The organism is Mucilaginibacter sp., assembly GCF_036568825.1.
Lineage (GTDB): Bacteria > Bacteroidota > Bacteroidia > Sphingobacteriales > Sphingobacteriaceae > Mucilaginibacter.
Window position 1 is genome coordinate 1 of sequence record NZ_DATCRU010000109.1, and the last position, 22,661, is coordinate 22,661.

The 22,661-nt window shown below is 40.3% G+C and carries 25 protein-coding genes and 1 riboswitch; of the genes, 12 read left to right on the plus strand and 13 right to left on the minus strand.

From position 1 onward, the window contains the following. Positions 1-170: 170 nt before the first annotated feature. Positions 171-467, plus strand: a complete 297-nt coding sequence (locus tag VIM89_RS23585; RefSeq protein WP_488158651.1) for a hypothetical protein — start codon at positions 171-173, stop codon at positions 465-467. Here the strand turns inward: VIM89_RS23585 and chrA are convergent. From chrA to VIM89_RS23600, 3 genes are all read right to left on the minus strand, one after another. Further along, the gene (gene chrA / locus VIM89_RS23590) at positions 441-1,571 is read right to left on the minus strand and encodes a chromate efflux transporter (RefSeq protein WP_488158652.1); all 1,131 of its coding nucleotides are present in this window, start codon (positions 1,569-1,571) and stop codon (positions 441-443) included. The two genes, VIM89_RS23585 and chrA, sit on opposite strands and share 27 nt — an antisense overlap. A 48-nt stretch (positions 1,572-1,619) precedes the next feature. After that, positions 1,620-2,321, minus strand: coding sequence for a hemerythrin domain-containing protein (locus tag VIM89_RS23595; RefSeq protein ID WP_488158653.1), 702 nt, complete (start codon positions 2,319-2,321; stop codon positions 1,620-1,622). 90 nt (positions 2,322-2,411) lie between these two features. Then, positions 2,412-3,656 carry a serine hydrolase gene (locus tag VIM89_RS23600; protein WP_488158654.1) on the minus strand — a complete coding sequence of 415 codons (1,245 nt, stop codon included), beginning with the start codon at positions 3,654-3,656 and terminating at the stop codon, positions 2,412-2,414. A gap of 138 nt (positions 3,657-3,794) precedes the next feature. Beyond that, positions 3,795-3,989, plus strand: a riboswitch (cobalamin riboswitch). A 97-nt stretch (positions 3,990-4,086) separates the two neighbouring features. Here VIM89_RS23600 and VIM89_RS23605 point away from each other — a divergent pair. The 5 genes from VIM89_RS23605 (at position 4,087) to VIM89_RS23625 (ending at position 9,470) form a co-directional block, all read left to right on the plus strand. Next, positions 4,087-6,069: a TonB-dependent receptor plug domain-containing protein gene (locus VIM89_RS23605; protein WP_488158655.1), complete on the plus strand. Its 1,983-nt coding sequence runs from the start codon at positions 4,087-4,089 to the stop codon at positions 6,067-6,069. A gap of 10 nt (positions 6,070-6,079) precedes the next feature. Further along, positions 6,080-7,144, plus strand: a complete 1,065-nt coding sequence (locus tag VIM89_RS23610) for a DUF5074 domain-containing protein (RefSeq protein WP_488158656.1) — start codon at positions 6,080-6,082, stop codon at positions 7,142-7,144. A gap of 56 nt (positions 7,145-7,200) precedes the next feature. After that, entirely contained in the window at positions 7,201-7,770 is a 570-nt protein-coding gene (locus tag VIM89_RS23615; RefSeq protein ID WP_488158657.1) for a DUF6580 family putative transport protein, read from the plus strand. 181 nt (positions 7,771-7,951) lie between these two features. Then, entirely contained in the window at positions 7,952-8,635 is a 684-nt protein-coding gene (locus VIM89_RS23620) for an SIR2 family NAD-dependent protein deacylase (RefSeq protein ID WP_488158658.1), read from the plus strand. 124 nt (positions 8,636-8,759) lie between these two features. Continuing rightward, positions 8,760-9,470 carry a Dph6-related ATP pyrophosphatase gene (locus VIM89_RS23625; protein WP_488158659.1) on the plus strand — a complete coding sequence of 237 codons (711 nt, stop codon included), beginning with the start codon at positions 8,760-8,762 and terminating at the stop codon, positions 9,468-9,470. Positions 9,471-9,735: 265 nt separating this feature from the next. Here the strand turns inward: VIM89_RS23625 and VIM89_RS23630 are convergent, their stop codons facing one another. Further along, positions 9,736-9,984 (minus strand): hypothetical protein, encoded by a 249-nt coding sequence (locus VIM89_RS23630; protein ID WP_488158660.1) that lies wholly within the window; start codon positions 9,982-9,984, stop codon positions 9,736-9,738. Further along, positions 9,981-10,691, minus strand: coding sequence for a DUF3291 domain-containing protein (locus VIM89_RS23635; RefSeq protein ID WP_488158661.1), 711 nt, complete (start codon positions 10,689-10,691; stop codon positions 9,981-9,983). The genes VIM89_RS23630 and VIM89_RS23635 overlap by 4 nt, the downstream gene beginning before the upstream one ends. Positions 10,692-10,762: 71 nt before the next feature. Here VIM89_RS23635 and VIM89_RS23640 point away from each other — a divergent pair, with 71 nt between their 5' ends. From VIM89_RS23640 to VIM89_RS23660, 5 genes are read left to right on the plus strand one after another with little or no spacing between them, the layout of a single operon-like run. After that, on the plus strand, positions 10,763-11,239 hold the full coding sequence (locus VIM89_RS23640; RefSeq protein ID WP_488158662.1) for a GAF domain-containing protein: 477 nt from the start codon (positions 10,763-10,765) through the stop codon (positions 11,237-11,239). Continuing rightward, on the plus strand, positions 11,239-11,883 hold the full coding sequence (locus VIM89_RS23645; RefSeq protein ID WP_488158663.1) for an alpha/beta hydrolase: 645 nt from the start codon (positions 11,239-11,241) through the stop codon (positions 11,881-11,883). Before VIM89_RS23640 ends, VIM89_RS23645 begins: the two co-directional genes overlap by 1 nt. After that, entirely contained in the window at positions 11,880-12,482 is a 603-nt protein-coding gene (locus tag VIM89_RS23650; RefSeq protein ID WP_488158664.1) for a DNA-3-methyladenine glycosylase, read from the plus strand. The genes VIM89_RS23645 and VIM89_RS23650 overlap by 4 nt, the downstream gene beginning before the upstream one ends. A gap of 33 nt (positions 12,483-12,515) precedes the next feature. Continuing rightward, positions 12,516-13,802, plus strand: coding sequence for a kynureninase (gene kynU / locus VIM89_RS23655; protein WP_488158665.1), 1,287 nt, complete (start codon positions 12,516-12,518; stop codon positions 13,800-13,802). 5 nt (positions 13,803-13,807) lie between these two features. Continuing rightward, entirely contained in the window at positions 13,808-14,710 is a 903-nt protein-coding gene (locus VIM89_RS23660; protein WP_488158666.1) for a histone deacetylase family protein, read from the plus strand. A 58-nt stretch (positions 14,711-14,768) separates the two neighbouring features. Here the strand turns inward: VIM89_RS23660 and VIM89_RS23665 are convergent, their stop codons facing one another. The 8 genes from VIM89_RS23665 to VIM89_RS23700 all read right to left on the minus strand — a co-directional run bounded on the left by VIM89_RS23665 (position 14,769) and on the right by VIM89_RS23700 (position 21,697). After that, the gene (locus VIM89_RS23665; RefSeq protein WP_488158667.1) at positions 14,769-16,148 is read right to left on the minus strand and encodes an MATE family efflux transporter; all 1,380 of its coding nucleotides are present in this window, start codon (positions 16,146-16,148) and stop codon (positions 14,769-14,771) included. 45 nt (positions 16,149-16,193) lie between these two features. Next, positions 16,194-16,817, minus strand: coding sequence for an AlbA family DNA-binding domain-containing protein (locus VIM89_RS23670; RefSeq protein WP_488158668.1), 624 nt, complete (start codon positions 16,815-16,817; stop codon positions 16,194-16,196). Then, entirely contained in the window at positions 16,814-17,287 is a 474-nt protein-coding gene (locus VIM89_RS23675) for a GNAT family N-acetyltransferase (RefSeq protein ID WP_488158669.1), read from the minus strand. The genes VIM89_RS23670 and VIM89_RS23675 overlap by 4 nt, the downstream gene beginning before the upstream one ends. Further along, the gene (locus tag VIM89_RS23680; RefSeq protein WP_488158670.1) at positions 17,287-17,775 is read right to left on the minus strand and encodes a DUF4442 domain-containing protein; all 489 of its coding nucleotides are present in this window, start codon (positions 17,773-17,775) and stop codon (positions 17,287-17,289) included. Before VIM89_RS23680 ends, VIM89_RS23675 begins: the two co-directional genes overlap by 1 nt. A gap of 75 nt (positions 17,776-17,850) precedes the next feature. Then, positions 17,851-18,543: a response regulator transcription factor gene (locus VIM89_RS23685; protein ID WP_488158671.1), complete on the minus strand. Its 693-nt coding sequence runs from the start codon at positions 18,541-18,543 to the stop codon at positions 17,851-17,853. Then, positions 18,540-20,162, minus strand: a complete 1,623-nt coding sequence (locus VIM89_RS23690; RefSeq protein ID WP_488158672.1) for a sensor histidine kinase — start codon at positions 20,160-20,162, stop codon at positions 18,540-18,542. Before VIM89_RS23690 ends, VIM89_RS23685 begins: the two co-directional genes overlap by 4 nt. Before the next feature lie 257 nt (positions 20,163-20,419). Then, complete coding sequence (locus tag VIM89_RS23695) at positions 20,420-21,214, minus strand: SDR family NAD(P)-dependent oxidoreductase (protein ID WP_488158673.1); 795 nt, start codon at positions 21,212-21,214, stop codon at positions 20,420-20,422. Between the two features lie 96 nt (positions 21,215-21,310). Then, positions 21,311-21,697 (minus strand): VOC family protein, encoded by a 387-nt coding sequence (locus VIM89_RS23700; RefSeq protein ID WP_488158674.1) that lies wholly within the window; start codon positions 21,695-21,697, stop codon positions 21,311-21,313. A 249-nt stretch (positions 21,698-21,946) separates the two neighbouring features. Between VIM89_RS23700 and VIM89_RS23705 the strand changes: the two genes are divergently transcribed. Then, positions 21,947-22,642, plus strand: coding sequence for a hypothetical protein (locus VIM89_RS23705; protein ID WP_488158675.1), 696 nt, complete (start codon positions 21,947-21,949; stop codon positions 22,640-22,642). Positions 22,643-22,661: the final 19 nt, after the last annotated feature.

The following is a 22,661-nucleotide window of genomic DNA, read 5'->3' on the forward strand; positions in this document are numbered from 1 at the left end:
TTTTTTTGCCAGTGAGCTGAGTGACTCCCCGGATTGATACTCTTTAATAACATCCAGCTTAAATGCCGGATTATGCTTCTTGTTCTTTCTCATAAAATGCCCCCAAATAGTGTCTAACTTTTTGGGGGCAGTCTAATTGCAGGCCTTTTTTGTTTTGTTTATATTTGATTATGAACAGGATAAAACTTGATGATAAGCTATCATTCTTTATTGAACAAGAAGAAAAGCGTCTTCGCCTCATCGTATTTAATAACAATGAAGAGTTGGTTTGTCACAAGGCTAACCCTATTGACCTAAAAAGATTTATCGAATCTGAAGAAGGACACTTATTTAAAGGAAGGTTGCAGTTAGATAAGAAAGACGGCAGTATCTTCTTGAGCGTAAAAGGTGACACGATAGGAGCTATCGATCTACCCGAATTTGAAAGGCTCATTAATCAATCATATCAGCCAAAGCAAATAACCTAAGGCTGATCCTCCCAACACGACAAAAGCTGTATTCAGTTTTTTAAAGCTGAAGGATACAATAAAGCCCAAAACAGCAATCACAATAGTTTTCCAGTCGTTGATGGATGATTTGCCCATTTCTACACAAACAGCCAGTATTAAAGCGATTGACGCTATATTGACGGTATCAAGAAAAACTGACATCACTTTTGAACTGCGCAATTTTTTCACAAGAGGATTCAAAAATGCTACGAATAGGAAGGAGGGCAGGAAAATCCCAATAGTAGCTCCAATAGCGCCTTGTATGCCACTCATTTGCCATCCAATAAAAGTGGCCGATGAAAATACAGGTCCTGGTGTAAATTGTCCTACAGCAATCGCGTCTATCAGTACCTGGTGAGAAAGCATACCTGTTTTTACCAATTCCGTGTTCAAAAAAGCAAAAAGTACGTAACCGCTGCCATAGAGAATTGATCCTACTTTTAGAAATATCCAGAATACTTTCCATTGATTTTGGTTGATACCAGGCAAATCAGTTGTAACTAAAAATGAAAGCGGTAATATATAATTCAGTGATGCTGATTTTTTTTTGGCGAGCTGGATGAGAATACCGATTAATCCAGCCCCGAATAGCAGGTACATCTCATTAATACCATATAGCGCCAATAGTGCACATGTTATACCGATTAACCCTAATTCAATCGTCTTTAATGCTTTCTTGCCCAGGGTAATCATTAACGATACAACAACTCCGATAATAGCAGGTTTGATGCCATAAATAAATGGTGCAACCTCTGGCAAAGTGCCATATTGTTGATAGGCCCATGCCAGTAATCCGGTAATAAAAACCGCCGGTAGAATAAAACAGGCCCCGGCTACCAGCAGACCTTTCCAACCGGCACGTTCCTGGCCACAATGTATTGCCATTTCTGTGGAGTTAGGGCCGGGGATAAGATTGGTAGCGCCGATTAGGTCCAAAAAATGTTCATGAGTTAACCATTGCCGCTTTCTTACTACTTCTTCCTCCATCATTGCAATATGTACAGCGGGGCCACCAAAGCCAATGAAGCCGAGTTTGAGAAATACTTTAGCTACTTCTTTTAGCCTGTCAGGTTGATTTTCCAATGATAAGTGATCGGGTGACTAAAGTATAGAAGTTTTGTTAAATAAATATTATGATACGTTCGGCGTAAACTGTGCCAGGTCATAAATCCCTAAGGATTTTTCAATTTCTGCCACCTTCACTACATTGCTCTCAAAACCATCTTTTCCAAAATGCTTATGTTCATTGTTTTCAAACTCTTCTCCAAGAGCATCATATTCATGCTGGGATAAAATTTTCCGGAAGGCAGGAAATAGCACAGTATCTTCCCTTGCTTCATGAGGCCGGTACATGTGATTAAAACTGGCAAGCACCTGAATTAATTTATGGGTTTCTGTATCTGTTCTGTTCGAGGATTTAGTTAATCGAATTACCTGATCTGTCAGCTTACGTCCCGCATTATGTTGTTTTAATAAGGTATCAACCAAATCAGTAAGTTTGTTAGCCTTCTTAAACCTCGGGAATAAATAATTCTCTTCCTGTTTTTCATGATAGTCTTCCACAAATTTCCGGATAATCATCGCTGAGTTAGCTAATGCCTCAACGGGGAATTTCTGGTTCATTTCCATCTTGTGGCGGCAATTATCATAAATTAGTAGTATACGGTTTAGCAGCCCGTGTTCTTGCATCAGATCTTCTGGCGGTGAGACTTTCTTATCTTCGTCATCATTAGAAAAGGCGCTTATCAAGGGTAACCCGATGATTGAAGCAGCTGTGAATTTTATGGTATTTCCGATAAAATCGCGGCGGGTATTAATAACTTGATCTTTCATGGTAACTGTTTTTCTGTAAAACAGTTAATCAGGCTTTGGGTTTGTATACCTCTTAAGCTATCGACTACTTCTATAGAAATACTAAAATCGTCAATACTTGAATTTGAACTTCTTCAGGTCGGGGTTATATTGCCGCTCTCTTTTCAATTCATATTGATAGATTGTTTGCGCCAAGTTCTTCATAAAAGGCAGGCACACGGTTTTGTACTCGTATTTATTGTCGTTATAAATTTCATCATCGTTGGATTGGACAACTGCCGAGATGATAAATTCTATCTTATTCTTAAAGTCGACTATATAAGCATTATCAATATCATAACCATATGAATCGCCTATTTTATTAAATATCCTGATATTGGGGTTGATCACCGCTAAACTGTCGCCACCATAAAACAACCACTTGCAATAAGCCGGGAAATATTCCTGCGGACTGTAAGTTGGGTGCTTACTTTCTGTCGGCCACATGCTCATATATTTATAAATGAACTTATATTGATCAGCGGTCAGATTAAAACGGTCATTTTCCGGGTAAGTTTCCGGAAACAATAATCTTCTCAATACCGATTGCTGATCCACCAGCGGATAAACATTGTTTTGCGAAAAATCAAAAGGCTGCATTACTAATTTGTCGTTTTTGTCCAGATAGCCTTTACCCTGGATCATGTTTTCTAAATGCATAGGATAATCCCGGGAATCAAATAGAGGCGGCTTATGATATACCAATTTATCACCATTATAAAAATCAATCGGATTGGTATGCCTTGTACTTTCGCCTTTATCTCCAATAGCCAATCGTCCGATAATCCGTGTTCCCCTCAGACCATATTTTTTTAGTTTGTCATTGATTTCTTCACGTCCAACGAATTCATACAAACGGTTATAGGCATCGTTATCACTTACCAATAATATCTTTTTGATATAATTCTCGATGCTTGGCAAGCCATTTTTGGAGGAAGTGTCTTTGGTCACTTTGGTTTGTCCGGCAAAAGTACTGTCGGTAATCATGGTTGACTTAACCGTAAAGCCTTTAATGTTCAGCTTATTCAATTTTTCCAGGGCGAAAATCGCAGTTGGCAGTTTTACAGTGCTGGCAGGATAGAAGTACCGGTTTGGATTCAGTCTGTAACTATATGATTTAAAATGAGGCACATTATGCTCATCGCGATCTATTTGAGTATATAAAACCTGAACTTCATTGTGAGTTGGATGATGAAGAATATGGTCAAATAATTCAGGATGTGATTCGATCAGGTTTTTCAGGAAAACAGTATCAGGCTGTTGGGCCATGGCAGATAAACTTAGGATTAATAACAGGCAGGTAAGGTGGAGTTTCATGAGGTTAAATATAGAGAATAGTTGATTAGTTAAGTGGTTGAATGGTTGTATTGGGTTAGCTATTTCAATATAAACAACTACTTAACCAATCAACTATTCACACAATCAACCAAAATTTTAAAATTCCAATTCCATCCACTACATTTGCAGCGCTTTAGGTTTTCCTGAGAGTATCAGGAGATTAAAAGGGAATCGGGTGTAAATCCCGGACTGTCCCGCAGCTGTAAGCTCCATGACCAAAGTTCATTCAAGGCCACTGTCTATAATAACCGGACGGGAAGGCAGAACAAACGGGGAGCGAGTCAGAAGACCTGCCAGAGCACAGAATTATTCATAGCTTTCGGGGATTGAGGCTTGAATGTGAAACTCGTCTATTATCGTTTCATTTCAAACTTTCCGTTTCGGTATGCTGTGGTTTTAAACACCCGTCATGCAAAGGAAATTAAACAGGTTAAAAGTTTTGCCGGTATTCGTTGCCGGGATTTGCTGGTATTCCTTTGCTTATGCGCAGACTGATACCGTTAAAAAGCTGAAAGAGGTTAAGGTAAATACCTCTCCGATACCACAAGTTCAATCTATCGTTCCTATACAGAGTGTTTCTGCCAATGTTTTTGAACAGTACAGCGCCTTCAATGTTGCCGATGCTGTCAGGAATTTTTCCGGAGTAAATATTAAAGATTACGGTGGTATTGGCGGTTTGAAAACTGTTTCTGTAAGAAGTTTGGGCGCTGATCATTTGGGTATATTGTTCGATGGAGTTGCCGTAAATGATGCGCAAAACGGACAGATCGACCTGAGTAAATTTAACCTGAATAATGTCCAGGAAATAACACTTTATAATGGTCAATCCCCGGATATCTGTGTTCCGGCACGTTCATTTTCCTATGCCAGTGTTTTATCTGTTCAAACCATTCGTCCAAATCTAACAGCATCCAAACCATACCAGATTATTTTAGGTACAAAAGCCGGGTCATTTGGCCTGATAAATCCTTATCTGCAATGGCAGCAACGAATAGATAAGCAGTGGTCGTTTATTGTCAATAGTTATTTAGAGAGTGCAAACGGTCGCTATAAATACAAAGTGCCCGGAGAAGGTAATGACACCACTTACACCCGCACTAATGCCGGCATCAATGCGGAGCAGGCAGATGGCGCTTTATACTGGACTAAAAGCGATAGCAATAAATTCAATCTGCATGTAAACTATTATAATTCAGATAGGGGATTGCCGGGTGCGGTGGTATTTTATAACCCGGTATCAAACCAACATCTTTGGAACCAGAATATTTTCATTCAATCAGGATACGAGCGTTTATGGCAAAATAGCCTGCATTTGCTGATCAATACCAAACTTTCGCGTGAATATACAAGATACAGAGATCCTGATTATTTAAATAATAGTGGCGGATTGGATGAGCGGTATACGCAGCGTGAATTTTACCAATCGGCAGCATTGGCTTATCATTTGTTTTCCAATTGGGAAGTTTCTTATGCTTCAGATTTTTCGGTTACAGGGCTGGATGCTAGTCTGTACAATTATGCTTATCCAACAAGGTATACGCTATTGAATGTTATTGCCAGCAACCTGGTTTTAGGCAGATGGCACTTTCAGGGAAGCTTGCTGAACACTTATGTGAACGAGCGGGTCAAATCGGGAGTAGCCGAGCCATCAAAAGATGTCTTTTCGCCAACTATAATGGCTACTTTTTTCCCGTTAAATAATTCTGATCTTCAATTAAGGGCATTTTATAAAGACATCTTCCGCAATCCGACACTAGATGAGCAGTATTACTTTACAGTAAACGGCGCAAGAGGCATCAAACCCGAATATGCTAAACAATACGATTTGGGATTAGCTTACCGCAAAGGATTAAACTCTTTTCTGGAATATATCACCTTTACAGCCGATGGCTACTATAACAACGTCACAAATAAGATCGTGGCTTTGCCTAATCAGAATATTGCCATTGCATCTATTATCAATTTAGGAAAAGTCAACATAGAAGGTGTCGACATTGGCATCAAAACGCAAACGCGGCAGGCAAACGGCTGGCGTGGGGCATTGTCGGTAAATTACACTTATCAGCATTCAGTCGATTCGGCTACTAACCTGCAAATACCCTATACACCACGTAATTCTCTGGCACTGAATGCCGGGCTAGACTATCACCATGCCGGGTTGTATTATAACCAGGTAATTTCCTCATCGAGATATTACCTTGAAGATATAAATAGCCAGATCGGCGGTTATTCTGAAGGCGACCTGTCTTTTATCTATAAATTTTCGATCAGCAATAAGGCAGCTGTATTTTCAGCACACGTCAACAACTTGTTTGATCAGCAATACCAGGTCGTCCGGAGCTTTCCGATGCCGGGGCGATCTTATTTATTTTCTATTCAAATTACCATTTAATTATACACACATGAAAAATTTCAGACCAGGCATTTTAGCATTTACCGCCGCATTAACGTTTATCCTTGCATCGTGCCACAAGGATAAAAATCTTCCGAAACCTACTACAACGACGGCTACAGATGGGTTTTATATATTGAACCAGGGTTTATTTAACGATAACAACAGTACATTATCATTCTATAACTACTCCAATAAACAGGTTACTGCCGATATTTTCACATCAGCAAACGGTCGTGGTTTGGGTGATACAGGTAACGATATCGAAATATACGGCTCAAAAATGTATATCGTGGTTAATATTTCGAGCACTATAGAAGTAGTTGATGCAAAAACCGCCAAATCATTAAAGCAGATCAAGTTATTTAACGGAGCAACTGCACGCGAGCCCCGCGATGTGGCATTTTACAAAGGCAACGCTTACGTTACCTCGTACGATGGTACAGTAGCGGTAATCGATACTGCATCGCTGGCTGTAAGCAACTATATTACCGTAGGACGTAACCCTGAACAATTAGCAGTAGCCAACGGCAAACTGTATGTAGCAAACTCAGGCGGTTTGGATTATCCAAATTATGACAACACTGTTTCAGTAATCGATCTGGCTTCCGGAACTGTTACTAAAACGCTGACGGTTGCAGCTAATCCGCAAAATGTAGCGACTGACAATAACGGCAATGTGTATGTGCTTTCCGCCGGAAATTATAGCGATGTGGGCCCGAGCCTGGCTGTTATCGATGACAATACCGATGCGGTAAAATCGCAAACCAATTTTGATGGCAGCAATATGACCGCCCAGGGAACCAACCTGTACTTTATTACGTCAGCAGGCAAGGTGGTTGTTTACGATACCAAAACGCAGAGTATCAGCAATCCCGGGTTTATCAGCGACGGTACAGCTATTACCACTCCATACAGCATAGCTGTGGATGGTTCAACCGGTGAAGTATTTGTAACTGATGCAAAGGATTACACCTCTGCAGGAGCAGTATATGCTTTTGACAAAACAGGAAAGAAAGAATATTCAATCACTGTAGGTATCAACCCGGGCAAAATAGCTTTGCTTAAACAATAATTGAACAGCATTTATTTAAAGGGATTATTATTAACTTTACCTCATTAAATAAAACTATGACACTGCAAAAAGTAAATACACGTAACACAGTACTCGTCCTGATGATTGTTGCAGCAGCGGCATTTCGCCTTGTGAGCTATAAATATCCTTATGTATTAAGCAACTTCAACCCTGTTGGGGCTATTGCCTTATTTGGAGGAGCTTATTTCATTGACAAGTGGAAGGCCTATTTAGTGCCGTTATTGACACTTTTTGTAAGCGATATATTTCTAAACCATTTTTATAGTGGCAAGTGGGAACTAATGGACCAAAGCTCTATTATGGTTTATGTTTTCTTCATTATAATGGTTTTTATAGGCAGCCTGATCAAAAAAGCTAATTTTTTGAATGTCTTGGTGGTGTCGTTATTGGGTGTAGTATTACATTGGCTATTAACAGATTTGCCAATAGGTAATCTTTATCCGCACACATGGGCGGGCTATATGGAATCATTGGCCGCTGCTATACCTTTTGAAAAGAACATGCTTTTTGGCGATATCGTGTTTTGTCTGATCCTTTTTGGAGGTTTTGAATTGGCGAAGAACAAATACACTGTACTACGTACTAAAACTGAATTGGCTGTTTAAATAAAAATCAAAAGATAAAAGAAAAGCGATCGGCCAATGGCAGGTCGCTTTTTTTTTTTGTTTGGTATAAATAATAACTCTGTGCGTTCTCTGTGAATAATCTTTGTGTTCTTCGTGGTTAAACCACAGAGCGCACGGAGAATACAGCAGAGTTCACAGAGTGACTTTAAGATAGATTTCGATGAAACACATTGTAGTATTGACCGGCGCAGGTATAAGCGCTGAAAGTGGTTTAAAAACCTTCAGAGATAGTGACGGTCTGTGGGAGGGTTACGATATAGAAGAAGTAGCTACGCCCCAGGCCTGGCGCCGTAATCCTGCTTTGGTGCAGGAGTTTTACAATATGCGGCGGAAATCCGTTTTGGAAGCAGAACCAAACCTTGCGCATTATGCCCTTGCTGCACTGGAGGAGAAATATAAGGTAACGGTCATTACCCAGAATATAGACGATTTGCACGAGCGTGGCGGTTCAACTAACGTTCTTCACCTGCATGGTATCATTACCCGCTCACAATCAAGCTTAAACCCCAATCTGACCTATCCGATCGATGGTTGGGAATTAAAGATGGGTGAAAAGTGTGAATTAGGCTCACAACTCCGAGCTCACGTGGTTTGGTTCGGCGAAGCTGTGCCGATGATAGAGGATGCGGCCATGGTATGTACAAAAGCTGATCTGTTTATTTTGGTCGGTTCATCGCTGGCAGTTTATCCTGCAGCAGGTTTGGTGAATTATGTGCCATGGGAAGTGCCGAAATATATTGTTGACCCAAATATCCCTTACCTTCCTTCGGATTTCATTAAAATTGAAGAGAAGGCGACCAGTGGGGTGAAAAGGTTGGTGGATAAGTTGTTGTCTGAACCATGATTCGTCGGATTTTATGATTAGCATGATAATAACTATAAAACTGAATCATGAAATCCTTTAATCAAGCGAATCATGGTTCAGACAACAATCAATCATTCACTAACTCACTCATTCACTCATTAAAATGACGAATTGCATCTTCAACTGGAGCGGAGGCAAAGACAGCGCATTGGCCCTATACTACTGCCAGCAAAATCCCGAGCTCAATATCAAATACCTGATTACCACAATCAATGACGTGGTTGACAGAATATCAATGCATGGCGTACGGGTTGAATTGCTGATCAAGCAGGCAGAAAGCATCGGCATACCTCTTTACCAGGTTCGCTTACCAGAAATGCCCGGTATGAAAGAATATGATGATATCATGCGGCAAACCATGGAGCATTTCAGAGCAGAGGGAATTACGCATGCTATATTCGGAGATATCTTCCTCCAAGACTTGAAAGATTACCGTGATGCCCGTTTAGCCGAAGCAGGGATGACCGGTATTTATCCTTTATGGAAACGGGATACCAGCGAGCTCATCAGTGAATTTTTGGGACTCGGGTTTGGAACTGTGATCGCTTGTACTCAGGAAAGATTAGAGCGAATCGTAGGGAAGGAGATAACTCAAGAACTGATCCTATCATTACCGGAGGATGTAGATGTCTGCGGGGAAAACGGCGAGTTTCATACCTTCGCCTTTAAAGGACCGATCTTTAAGCAGGAAATACGGTATCAAACCGGAGAGAAAGTCTTCAAACAATATGAAGCTCCGAAAGATTCCAACGACACTTGTTTTTCATCTGCCCCCGAAAAGCCTGCAGGTTTTTGGTATTGTGATTTGTATTAAAAAGTCAGTTTTCTCGAAAAACTGCCAGATTTAAGCACCAAATATAATTTTGTTTAGAGTGATTTTATAATCATAACTGGCTTATAAACAAAAATTTATGTAAATTTACGTACATAAACAGTTTAACTAATGTAAATCGGGCATTTTAATCAAAACCAGCTGGTGATATTCAAAAACACATTTTTTGTCACCAAATAAAATTTGGTTGAATTTTAATTGATTATATAAATAACTATTATACAAATATTTATGTAGTTTATATACACTAATAGTTATACCTAAAGTAGGCATCCTTATAATCCTTCCGCATCTCGGTAAAGCGTGCTGCTATTTTGGTCATGAACTCTTCATCCAGTATTTCAAACACGCTGTTCACGCCGTCAGTCAGATCCATTTCTGGTATCTTGTAGCTTTGTTCCAGGGTACCTTGCTCGGCCTTTACAATAAACTTTTGATTCATGTATAATATCGATACCTTGAATTCGGGATGGGGTAGTTCTGCAATAATTCTCATAATTGTTCCAATTTAATTAACCCTTTTAGTGGGTCTGCATTATGTAAAGTTCCGGTACAGGCAACTGGTTTAAAGCGGGCGAACAGTTCTTCGCTATACCACCCTTCATCTCTTGTTTTTCTAATTACTTCGCTGTGCTCTTTAGATCCATAGGCAAAGGCTTTTACATCGTCCAGGCTATTCCAGATTGAAAATGTCGCTTGTCTATAGATCGGCCGTTCACCAATGCCTAATGATATGATGTATCCGGGTGAGCGCCTCATCAATTCTGACACCTCATCAACATTGCTCCAGAAATTCTTCAGTCGTTTTAACCGCACTGTTGCCCTGGTTAATACTGCTACCGGGCCCTGATAGTTTTGGAAGTTTATATCGCCAAATGGCTTTTTGCCTTCCCATTGACCATGGCTTTGCAACGGCTCGCATAGTATCGTCCATTTTTCGCAGCCATATTTGTTCCACCATTTGGCCGGGTATGAGTCGCTATAAAAACTATCAAAGGCTTCCCGGTCTTCCCATACAGCCAGTAATCCCCATTGCTGCCAATCGGGCTTGAGGCTGAATGTACCGTTTTTCCCGCTTCCAAGTAACTGCCAGAAGGAGCAACCTTTTTGTCTTTTCATTGGCTCGCGGTGCATAGCCATAGCCAGCAAAGCAAAAGGAATAAACCTTTTGCGGTAACGAACCATGGTAAGACTGACGATCATCTGGCGAAATAAAAGATTAAATATGAGATTTAGGTTATTTAATTTCAAGGCAGCTTAACTACATTTGTTTTATGGCCGAAGATTTAACTATCATACAATCAACAGATAAGCAGGAACAGTATCAATCACTCATTCCACAGATAGAAGCTTTGCTTGAAGGGGAGAGTGATCTGATTGCTAATCAGGCGAATGTAATAGCTGCATTAAAGGAACAGTTTAAGTGGTTTTGGGTTGGATTTTACCCAATAAAGAATGGCGAACTGGTCTTAGGCCCCTTCCAGGGACCGGTAGCCTGCACCCGCATTGCCAAAGGTAAAGGGGTGTGCGGCACTGCATGGGAGCAAGGCAAAACCCTGATTGTACCTGATGTAGAAGCATTCCCTGGTCATATCGCCTGTAGCTCACTTTCGAAATCCGAGATCGTTGTGCCAATCTATCAAAACAATGAAGTGGTAGCGGTACTGGATGTGGATAGCGAAGAATTGGATCAATTCGATCAGACCGATGCTCAATACCTGGAACAGATTGTAAAATTGTTACAGTTTTAATGGGCAAGATATTCCTGATTCCCGGTTTGGGTGCTGATGCACGCATATTTCAGTATATCGATTTATATGGCCACGAGGTAATTCCAATCAGTTGGGTAGAGCCGAACAAACGGGATACGCTGTCTACCTACGCACAGAAACTGATCGATTATTACGGAATATCTCCCGGATCTATCGTTATCGGTAATTCCTTAGGTGGTATGCTGACAATTGAGATAGCCAAAAGAGTAGAGTTGAATAAAACTATTCTTATTTCATCCATAAAAACAAAAAATGAGGCTCCCAAATCGCATATCTGGTACAAGTATCTTCCGCTGTATAAATTAATTCCTTCCGAATGGCTTAACCGTACAGGTTTTATTGTAAGAAAAGTAATGGGTAAGATGTCAAAACATCACCAGGAATTGTTTGTGAGTATGTTGAAGGGTACACCGCCAAGGTTTATAAAATGGGCACTGGGTGCGATTTTGCATTGGGATAATCAAACCATACCGCCTAATGTTTATCACATCATCGGCGATAAGGATAAGATATTCCCATATAAAAGAATCAAAGGCGCGACGATCATTAAAGGTGGCACGCATATCATGATCTACAACAAAGCTAAAGAAATCAATAACTGGTTAAAAGATATTATCAATTGAAACTACCTCGATCTTTCTATCTCACTTCTGACGTCGTCTCAATTAGTAAACAGCTATTAGGCAAGTATTTATTTACTTCAATTGATGGTTTATTTACAGGTGGATATATTGTTGAAACAGAAGCTTATAATGGAGTTATAGATAAAGCATCTCATGCATTTGGCAACAGGCGCACCGGCAGGACTGAGATTATGTATAGAGAAGGCGGTATAGCTTACGTTTACTTGTGCTATGGCATTCATGAAATGTTGAATGTGGTTGCCTCCGCAGAAAACGAACCACGGGCGATTTTGATCAGGGCTATTGAACCGACAACCGGCATCGACATTATGTTGAGCAGGAAGGGTATGGAGACATTAAAACCAAACATCACAGCAGGCCCCGGTTCTGTTGCTAAGGCTTTAGGCATTGATCGCAAGTTAAATGGTATCAGCCTGCAAAGCGACCAGCTTTGGATAGAGGACAGAGGGCTGACTTTTACAGATAATCAGATCGCTGCTGTGCCTCGTATTGGTGTTGCTTATGCACAGGAAGATGCGTTATTGCCTTATCGCTTCTATGTGAAGGGCAATAAATACGTGAGCAAGCCAAACAAATGATTTTGGTTGAATTACAATTCGTAATATTGACTGATGATTTACCTGAATACTTTAGAGTTTGCTGAAAGCCTGGATGCGCAGGATGAGCTGAGCCATTTCCGCAATGAATTTTTGATACCAAAGCATAATGGCGAGGATTCAATCTATTTATGCGGAAACTCGTTAGGTCTTCAGCCTAAATCAACCCAAAAGTATCTGGACGCTCAACTGAATACCTGGAAAGACCTCGCTGTAGAAGGCTGGTTTCAGGGTAATGATCCATGGCTGCAATTTCATCATCAACTAAAACAACCACTGGCTAATCTTACTGGTACCAAACCGGATGAAATTACGGTGATGAACTCACTTACAGTAAATCTTCACTTGTTACTTGTAAGTTTCTATCAGCCAAATAATAATCGATACAAAATATTGATGGAAGGTGGTGCTTTTCCATCAGATCAGTATGCTATTGAAAGCCAGGTAAATTATCATGGTTATCAGGCGGAAGATGCCATTGTCGAAGTCTTTCCACGCGAAGGAGAGCTTACTTTACGGACTGAAGACATCATTTCAGCGATTGAACAAAATGCTGATGCACTCGCTTTGGTGATATTTGCAGGCGTGAATTATTACACTGGCCAAGTATTCGATATGAAAGCGATTGCTGAGGCTGGTCATAAGGCAGGTGCCTATGTGGGTTTTGACCTGGCACATGCTGTGGGAAATGTGCCTTTGCAATTGCATGATTGGGATGCAGATTTTGCGTGCTGGTGCTCTTACAAGTACATGAACTCCGGCCCCGGAGGGATAAGCGGGATATTTGTCCACGAAAAGCACTTTAATAGCCCCGATTTAAAACGATTTGCCGGTTGGTGGGGATACAGACCGGATAAACGATTTTTGATGGCTCCGGGCTTTAAAGCGGCTCATGGAGCAGAGGGCTGGCAGGTGAGCACCAGTCCGATTTTATTAATGGCTGTGCATAAAGCTGCATTAGATATTTTTGAAAGAGCAGGAGGGTTGGAGAAGCTTCGTCAGAAAAGCATATTGCTGACTGGCTATCTTGAATACCTGATTCATGAGATCAATCATAAACACGGCGAGGAATTATTTACTATCATCACACCATCCGATCCGAATATCCGAGGCTGCCAGTTGTCTGTCATCTGCAAAAGAAACGGCAAAGCTATTTTCAATTATCTTGCAGAAAACGGGGTTATCGGCGATTGGCGTGAACCGGATGTGATCCGCCTGAGTCCGGTACCGCTTTATAACTCATTTAAAGACGTCTATAAGGCTGCAAAGCATTTGGATGAGTCTTTGGTCATTTCGAGATAAAACTCATGCTGAAGGTAGCTTACGATCCGATTTACGCCCATCCTTTGCCGCCTGGACATCGCTTTCCTATGCTTAAGTATGAATTGATTCCGGAGCAACTGATCCACGAAGGGATAATTACTAAAGAAAATCTATTTTCACCAGCGCCTTTAGAAGAAGAAATAATCCTTTGGACACATGATGCCGATTACTGGTACCAACTTCGTGATTTGACCTTGCCTCCTAAAGAACAACGTCGCACCGGTTTTCCGCTTTCTGCCCGTTTGGTAGAACGTGAAATACGAATTGCTAAGGGTACGATCGATGGTTGTCACTTTGCTTTTGATTATGGAATTGCCTTTAACGTCGCCGGAGGCACGCATCATGCCGGAACAAACTGGGGCGAGGGTTTTTGCCTGTTGAATGATCAATCTATAGCAGCTAATTACTTATTACATAATAAATTATCTTCCTCTATCTTAATAATTGATTTAGATGTACACCAGGGAAATGGGACAGCGCAGATATTCGAGAATGAACCACGAGTGTTTACGTTTTCGATGCATGGGGCTAATAACTTTCCGTATCGCAAGGAGCGATCAGACCTTGATATTCCATTAGCCGATGGAACAAATGATAAAGAATATCTCGATATTCTGGAAGAGACTTTGCCTAAATTAATCGATCAGCTAAGACCCGATTTTATTTTTTATTTATCCGGAGTGGATATTTTGTCAACAGATAAATTAGGAAAACTTGCCTTAAGCAAAGAAGCATGTAAGGAACGTGACAGTTTGGTTTTAAAAACATGCTGCAAACATCATATCCCTGTGCAAGTTAGTATGGGCGGAGGATATTCAACAAATATCAGGGACATTGTAGATGCACATTGCAATACTTATCGGTTGGCGCATGATCTATACTTTTAATTCCAATAAGATTTGACAACTTTTTAAAAGTTGTCAAATCTACAAGGTCAATATAAAACTAATCCTGTGCGATCACTATCGGTACATCATATTCATGCTTTTTGCTGATCAACTGGAAGCGAATAAATAGCAGGAGGGATGATGTCAGCAACCCTATAACCAAGCCATACCAAACACCGGACACGCCTATATGGAATTTGATACCCAACAAATAACCAACAGGCAGACCTAATACCCAATAGGCGATGAAGGTGATAAAAGTAGGCACGTTTACATCACCCATACCACGGAGTATGCCGAGGCCAACAACCTGCGTCCCATCGAACAGCTGAAAGAATGCAGCAATGATAAGTAACTGTGCTGCAATAATTATAACACTTTTATCCGAAGTATATATCCACGGTAACAAATGATTGCCAAAAGTGAAAGCTAAAGCTGCTATTGCCATAAACACAATAGCAATATGATAACTTGATATAGCAGAAAGCCTTAATTCGTTGTGCTTTTTAGCGCCAAAGAAATTGCCTGATTTGATCGCTGCAGCAGCTGATATACCGCTTGCCGCCATATAAGTCAATGAAGCCAGGCTTATAGCAACCTGATGTGCGGCCTGGGCTATCGGACTTATAGTGCCGATCATGATAGCTGCACCACTGAATGCGCTTACCTCAAAAATGTATTGCATGGCAACAGGTGCGCCGATCTTCAGTATTTTGCTACTGCGCAACCGGTCGATATTTTTAACAGCAAAGTCAACCAGGTATTTCCTGAAATGCTTTGAGCGAAACACGTAAATCCCCATTACAGTTGCCATTGTACAACGGTCGATCAAAGTACTGTAACCGACGCCACGGATTCCCATTGGTTTGATGCCGAACATACCTTTTACGAAGATGATACCAAGGCAAACGTTGAGTATATTACCCCAAATGGAGATCAGCATGGCTTGTTTGGTGAATCCCAGGCCTTCGGCAAATTGTTTAAAGGTATTAAATACAAGGAGTGGGATAAGTGATATGCCCAGTAAAAATAAGTAAGGCTTGGCTTGCTCAACTACCGCAGGAGTTTGGTCAAGGTGACCGATAATGTGCATAGTTCCAAAACTAATCGACGCAAAAAGTAAAATACCCGCGATGGTGTTGATGAGTAAGCTATTGGATAGCAATTGTCCGCATTCACTAAACTCATTCCGTCCGTTATGTTGTGCTATTAATGGTGTTATTCCATAAGAAATCCCTATGCCAATTACCATTGCAATCCCGAAAATGCTATTCACAAGTGATACGGCAGCCAGAGGAATAGTTCCCGCAAAATGCCCTACAATGATACTATCAGCCATTTGTACAAGCGGGTGGCCAAGCTGTGATATCATTACAGGCACTGCCAACCGAAGGCTATCCTTATAATAGGGCTTGTATTTCTGGTAAAGGTTCTCCATTTGCAATTGGTTGCGGGATTGCTAATGTAGCAAATTATAGCTTTCTCAGGCGGCGGTATAATATTCTTCTTTCTCAGTTGTATGTATTCGTAATACTCCTGAAAGAACCATATTCACTAATATGCGCTGTGCATTGCGCCGGGTTAATTTAAGCAGGTTGCAATATTCTTTTACGTTGATCCGCTCCTGTTTATCCAGATATTCTAATAAGGCCTTTTCATTAGAGGAGTATTCGATCAGTACGCCATTGTCATCAGCCGAACGCTTCAACACATCTACCACAATTTTGCTGGCAAGAACACTCTTATCTTTCACGCGAACGTATACCCACCATTTTCCGTCTTCGGCAAGGGCATAGTGAGGTTTACTGTCGCTTTCTTTTATTTCGACAACCAATACTAGTTTATCGTCTACATATATCTCCTCAAAAAACGGCTCCAGTGCTGGCCTTGCAAACAGCTGGGCTGCCCTGGTGATCATGTATCGTTCTTCGTCTTCAGATTTTACGCCTTTTATGGTGCCATCATCAGCTACACCAATGAGTAAGCGTCCGCCCTTGTTATTGGCAAATGATACCATGGTGCGCGCTATCTTCTCGCAACTGGTTATGGTCTTTTTAAAATCAAGTGTTACGCCTTCACCTTCAAAAATCAGCTTTTTGATATTCATTGTTCTCCTCCTTGATTTGGTTTTTGGTAAGGTGTAAAAATCTCCATCCAGTTTTGGGGCTTGCTGAGTCCGGTGAAACCGAACTGCTCATACAGTCCATGCGCATCCAGTGTCGCGAGCGACCAGCGCCTTAAGCCCTGAAACTCTGGATACTGCATAATGGTTTGCATTAACCATTTAGAAAGCCCCAAACGCCTGTATTCTGGTAAGATAAACACGTCGCAAATATACCCGAATGTGGCCATATCAGTAACTACACGCGTAAAACCGGCTTGTTTGCCATTATTATAAATTCCGAAACAAATGGAGTTTTCGATGGCTCTTTTCATCCGCTCGCGCTGTATACCTTTGGCCCAATAGGAATCGTTATTGAGATAATTATACACGGTCTCAAAGTCGATCAGGCTTTTATCCGTTGAAATGATAAATCCCCTTTGAGCAAATACTTCATCGTTCATTATACTTTTCATCAGATAGCAACGGTATTATGAGTTTCGGTCAAACTCAGGTTACGGATATAGATTTCGCTCGAAACGGTCACACACAACTCGCCCTCTTTATTAAACATTTCAATCGGATAAGCCTTCACGTGTTTGCCATTGGTATTCAATATTTCTTCAATCTCGACAATATCTTCTTCGGAGATATTTATATCGAAAAATAGGTCAGTCCGTCCTGGCTTCAAATAATTGATCTCAGCAGACTTTAGCCATACGCGCACCTGGTAACCCTTATGCCTTAATATCTGATGAAAAAGGAGGGGATAAAAGGGATCTGCTGCCGCGAAGATAGTCCCCCCAAATATGGAATGGTTATAATTATTGTTGATCAGGCTCTTGTTTACTTTTACCCTTACTCCCCGAAATCCCTTTGTAAACCTGATCACCCAAATGCGTTGAAAGAGGAGAGGGGGGTAAAAACGAAGCGCCCACTTCAAAACATTTTCAGATACCAGCATGATGGCAAAATATCCGAAATTTCTATTTAAACGATGTATTTGGACTGTAAAAAGAAATCAACATTGGCCAAGTTATCACCACACCAATTTGTAGCCAATACCGCGAATGTTGATAATTTGTACATTGGGATCAGCCTCCAGGCGTTTACGCAATTTAGTAATATAAACATCCAGGCTGCGGGCGTTAAAAAAGCTGTCGTCGCCCCAGATTGTTTTTAGCAGTGATTTTCGTGAGATCACATCCTGTTCCTGCTGGCATAAAAGTTTCAGGATATCGCTTTCCCGTGATGATAATTGCCAGCTTTCAATGCCTTGATGTATAGTGTTTTTATGCGGATTGAAAAGAATATTACCTATAGAAAAACTTTCATCTTTCTTCACTTTGTTCTTTTGCAGCAGCCTGTTATCGCTCAATAGAACTCTTATTCTTACTACAAGCTCTTCAACACTAAATGGCTTCTTTAAATAATCGTTAGCACCAGATTCAAACCCGGTCACAACATCTTTAGGTTGCGACCGGGCCGTTATGAAAAGGATAGGTGTGGCCTTATCGTTGAGCCGGATATTTTTAGCTACCTCAAAACCGTCCATTTTGGGCATCATTACATCCAATGCCAGGATATCCGGTTTGTGTTCCTGGTACATCTGCAGGGCTTGTTCGCCGTTTGAGCATAGTATCACTTCAAAGTTTTCATGCTCCAGGCTTTCGCGCACAATGTGCGCAAGCGCCAGTTCATCTTCAGCTAAAAGTATCCGTGTTTTATTCATTGATTATAAGGGATAGATATAATAAACTCGCTACCGGCATTAGGTTCACTTTGAGCCATAACACTGCCTCCATGCGCCTCGATCACATACTTCACATAACTTAGTCCAAGTCCCGTTCCTTTCACTTCATGCACATTCCCGGTGGGTACGCGATGAAATTTATTGAACACCTGGCTTATGTGAGCTGCCGGTATACCAATGCCATTATCTTTCACCGAAAATAAGGCATTGCCGCCAACTTTATAGCATGTAATGATGATTAAAACCTGCTCATTAGAATATTTTATGGCATTATCTACCAGGTTCACCATCACGTTCCTGAAATGCAGTTTATCAGCATTGATCGTTTTTATATCACTCTTGTTCTCATAATAAATAGTCACCGGCTTGTTTGCCTTTAACTTTTCAACTTCAATCACATCATTTATCAGTTCGTCTACATTAATACTTTCCTTAACCAGTTTTACTTCATCATTTCCAAATGCTGCTACGTTGAGCACCCGGCTTACAATGTCATTTAACCGCGTCAATTCATTCCTGGAGGTTTGCAGGTAACGCTGTGTTTTCTCGGGATCGTTCAGCGCATTATACTTCTGCAAACCCTCTATGGCAACCGTCATCGTAGCTATCGGAGTCTTCAACTCGTGGGTCATATTGTTGATGAAGTCATCCTTTAGCTCACTTAGTTTCTTTTGTTGCATAATGGTTTTGAAGATATACCAGAAGCAAAATACAGTTAACACCACAAGAAGTACTGACATTAACAAGGTGAGCAACATTTCCTTCAATATCGCTTTTTGTGGATTTTTAATTACCGCCCTTACAAAGAATTCGGGACCGACGATACTCATAAACATTCTGAAACCGTGGTATTTATAATGATACTCAGTAGTTTCGCTGTAGTGTGAGTTTAGCTTTGCCGGCGGTGTTGCTATAGTTGAAATCCTAAGGTAAAATGGCGCCCTGATATGCAGTTTATTTAATTCAACCTTCAGATAGTTATCTATTTTGATGCTATCAGACTCACGAAAATCTTTTCTGAGTGCGTAAACAGTATTATTTAGTGCCGGATCAAACTTCATGATGCGATCTTCGGGTATATCCATTTCACTTTTATCATGACTGATTGTTGAGCCCAGAATACCGTGCGAGCTGATATCATAAATACTAAAACCTTGCAGCATATTGTGCATCAGGATCGGGCTGTCAAAAGCAGCTTCGGCAATTAGTTCTCTTAAGTTTGATTTGTGACCTATTCTTTTCCGGTAACTTTCTAATTGGGAAAAGGGGATAAGGCTGTTGTCTTTCACGCGCCAATACAAGTTTGAAATGGAATCAATAACTATGTATTTTAGGTTATGATCACTTCTTTCAGTTAAAGTATCAATTTTTAAATGAGTTTCAGGAGGGGAGAGGCGACTGGCGATAACTGTACGCAGAGAATCCAGGTAATCTTTTTTGCAATCATTTATGGCGCGTTGTAAAGCTACATCAATATTGCTGTCAAATTTTTCCTTATTTACTGCATAAGCGTTTAAGGCCCAATACACCTGGAAAGCAATAATTCCGAGCAGTGATAAAGTTATCAGTAAAAATATGATTTGGAGCTTTCTGCGCATCGGTCGGTTTAAATAATACTCTAATGTATAACGAGCAATTCAAACACGATGAATCTGTTAACATACGTTAACATAAAGAAAGGAGGAGAAAGATTATAAACCATGTCATTTCGACGAGCTGGCTGGAAAAAGCGTGGCGCGAAGAGAAATCTTATGCGACTTGCATTGCTCGCTTTGCGTGAAGTATAAGATTTCTCTTCGCCCGATTACACATAGCCCTTGCTGCTCATCGAAATGACATGGTTTATCTTTTTAGCTTAAAGTATCCCTTTAACCACACCACCATCCGCACGTAACGCAGCACCGTTTGTAGCTGAAGATAAAGGACTTGCAACATAAGCTACCATGTTTGCTACTTCATCCGGACTGGTAAAACGCTGCAATAATGACGTCGGCCGCATGTATTGGAAAAACTCTTTTTCAATATCCTGTATGCTTTTATTTTGGTCTTTGGCCAGTTTTTCAATGAAGTCACCTGCACCTTCTGAAAAAGTTGGACCGGGCAAAACTGTATTCACGGTAACTCCAGTGCCTTTGGTTAATTCGGCCAATCCACGGGAAACGGCGATCTGGGCAGTTTTGGTCATACCGTAATGGATCATTTCATCAGGTATTTGTATAGCGGATTCGCTGGAGATGAAAATTATACGGCCCCAGTTTTTGGCGATCATTTTTTCAAAATAAGCCCGGGCCAAACGCACACCGCTCAATACATTCACTTCAAAAAATTTGATCCAATCCGCATCCGGAATATCCCTGAATGGCTTTGGTTCGAATATGCCGACGTTGTTTACCAATATATCGACTTCGGGTAATTGATGAATTAAATTTTCAACGTCCTTACTGTTTGAAAAATCAGCAACTAAACCGTGAATATCCTGGTTGCCGGTTTCTTCTTTTAATTTTTTTATAGCTGCTTCAATGCGTTCGTTGGTGCGACCGTTCACATAAACCTGTGCATTTTCTCTTGCTAATTGTTTAGCTATTGCATAACCGATGCCGGCGGTTGATCCGGTAACCAGTGCTTTTTTATTTTTCAATTGCAAATCCATTTGTTTTTCGTTTTTGATAATATACGAATCTACAAGCAATTGCTATTGCGCATGTGTTTAAATTGAAAGATTGGATGGATTTGACAATTAAGAGCCTTACATATAAAAGACGTTAAAAAGATGCCCATCCGGATCGGCGAAAGTAAAACCGTAATAGCCCTCGCCAAATTCTTCCGGTTGAGAAACCAATGTACCGCCGGCTTTTTCAATTTCCTTTGCCCAGTCGTCTGTCTGTGTTTTGCTTTCAGCAGAAATCGTGAATATGATCTCATTCGAGGAATGTGGGTCAGCTATTTTGCTTTTGATATTTTTTTCAAGAATATCTTTCTGAAAAAAATGGATGATAAAGTCATTATCACCGAATTTAAAACTAGTCAAGTCTTTGGAACGGCCATTGAATTTAAATCCTAATTCAGTATAAAACTTTGTAGTCCGATCTAAATCGCTTACGGCAAAATTTGCCCATATGTTTTTTGGATTCATAATTTTTCAGGTTTTTAAAATTTGGTTTTTATATCAGGAACTTCTTTTGCAAAACTATTGTTTAGGATAAGAATTCTTGTGGTGCAAAAACGGCAATGAGGTGGGTTGTTTGGGACAAGCTTTGTGGATTCACTCTATATGTATTATAATAATGTGATATTAATAAGGCGAACTTAAAGTGAAAACCTTTGATAATGCCTGCGGTTTGTAAATACTATTTTATCTAACTAATATTATTTAGATTTACTTATGACTTCAGGTATAATTATAGTAATTATAATCCAATTAATTCAAATTGCTTTTCTTTATTTAAAACCGTATATATCGGAAAAGGGGAAAAACCTTGCTACAAAAGAAGATATTGGAGAAATTCAAAACTCCATTGAAAAGGTGAGAACTGAACACTCCAAACAGATAGAATTAATCAAAGGATCTATACAGTTAGATATACTAGCGAATCAACACTTTCTTGAAAAATCAACTCAGATCATGTTGGAGTTTTATGATGACATCGTAATATTAAACTGGGAATACCTGACCAAAAGTTTAGCTGACGTGTTAGGAGAAGATTTTAAAAAAGCAGTAGTCGAACATACCCAAAATACTATAAGAAAATTCACGAAGATTACGGTAGATTATCATCGGGTATTAATATTCCTTGATGGTCAAGAAGAATTAGGATTGCACTGTGCTAAGGTAGCACAGACAATAAAAAAACTTGAAAAGGCTTATGTCAAACACGTAGGTGCTTTAAAATTCGCTGCAGTAGCGGAACAAGAAGCCTATGGTACGTCAAATTATATGGGTGCCGTCCAGAAGCACAATAACGTTATAGAAGATTATTATAAAGACATAAACCCGATTAGAGAAACTCTTAATATTGAGATGATTGATTTTATCGATAAATTAATGGCTTATTTTAGGTTAAAAAAAATCGTCACATAGTCAATCACCTCGGCTCATT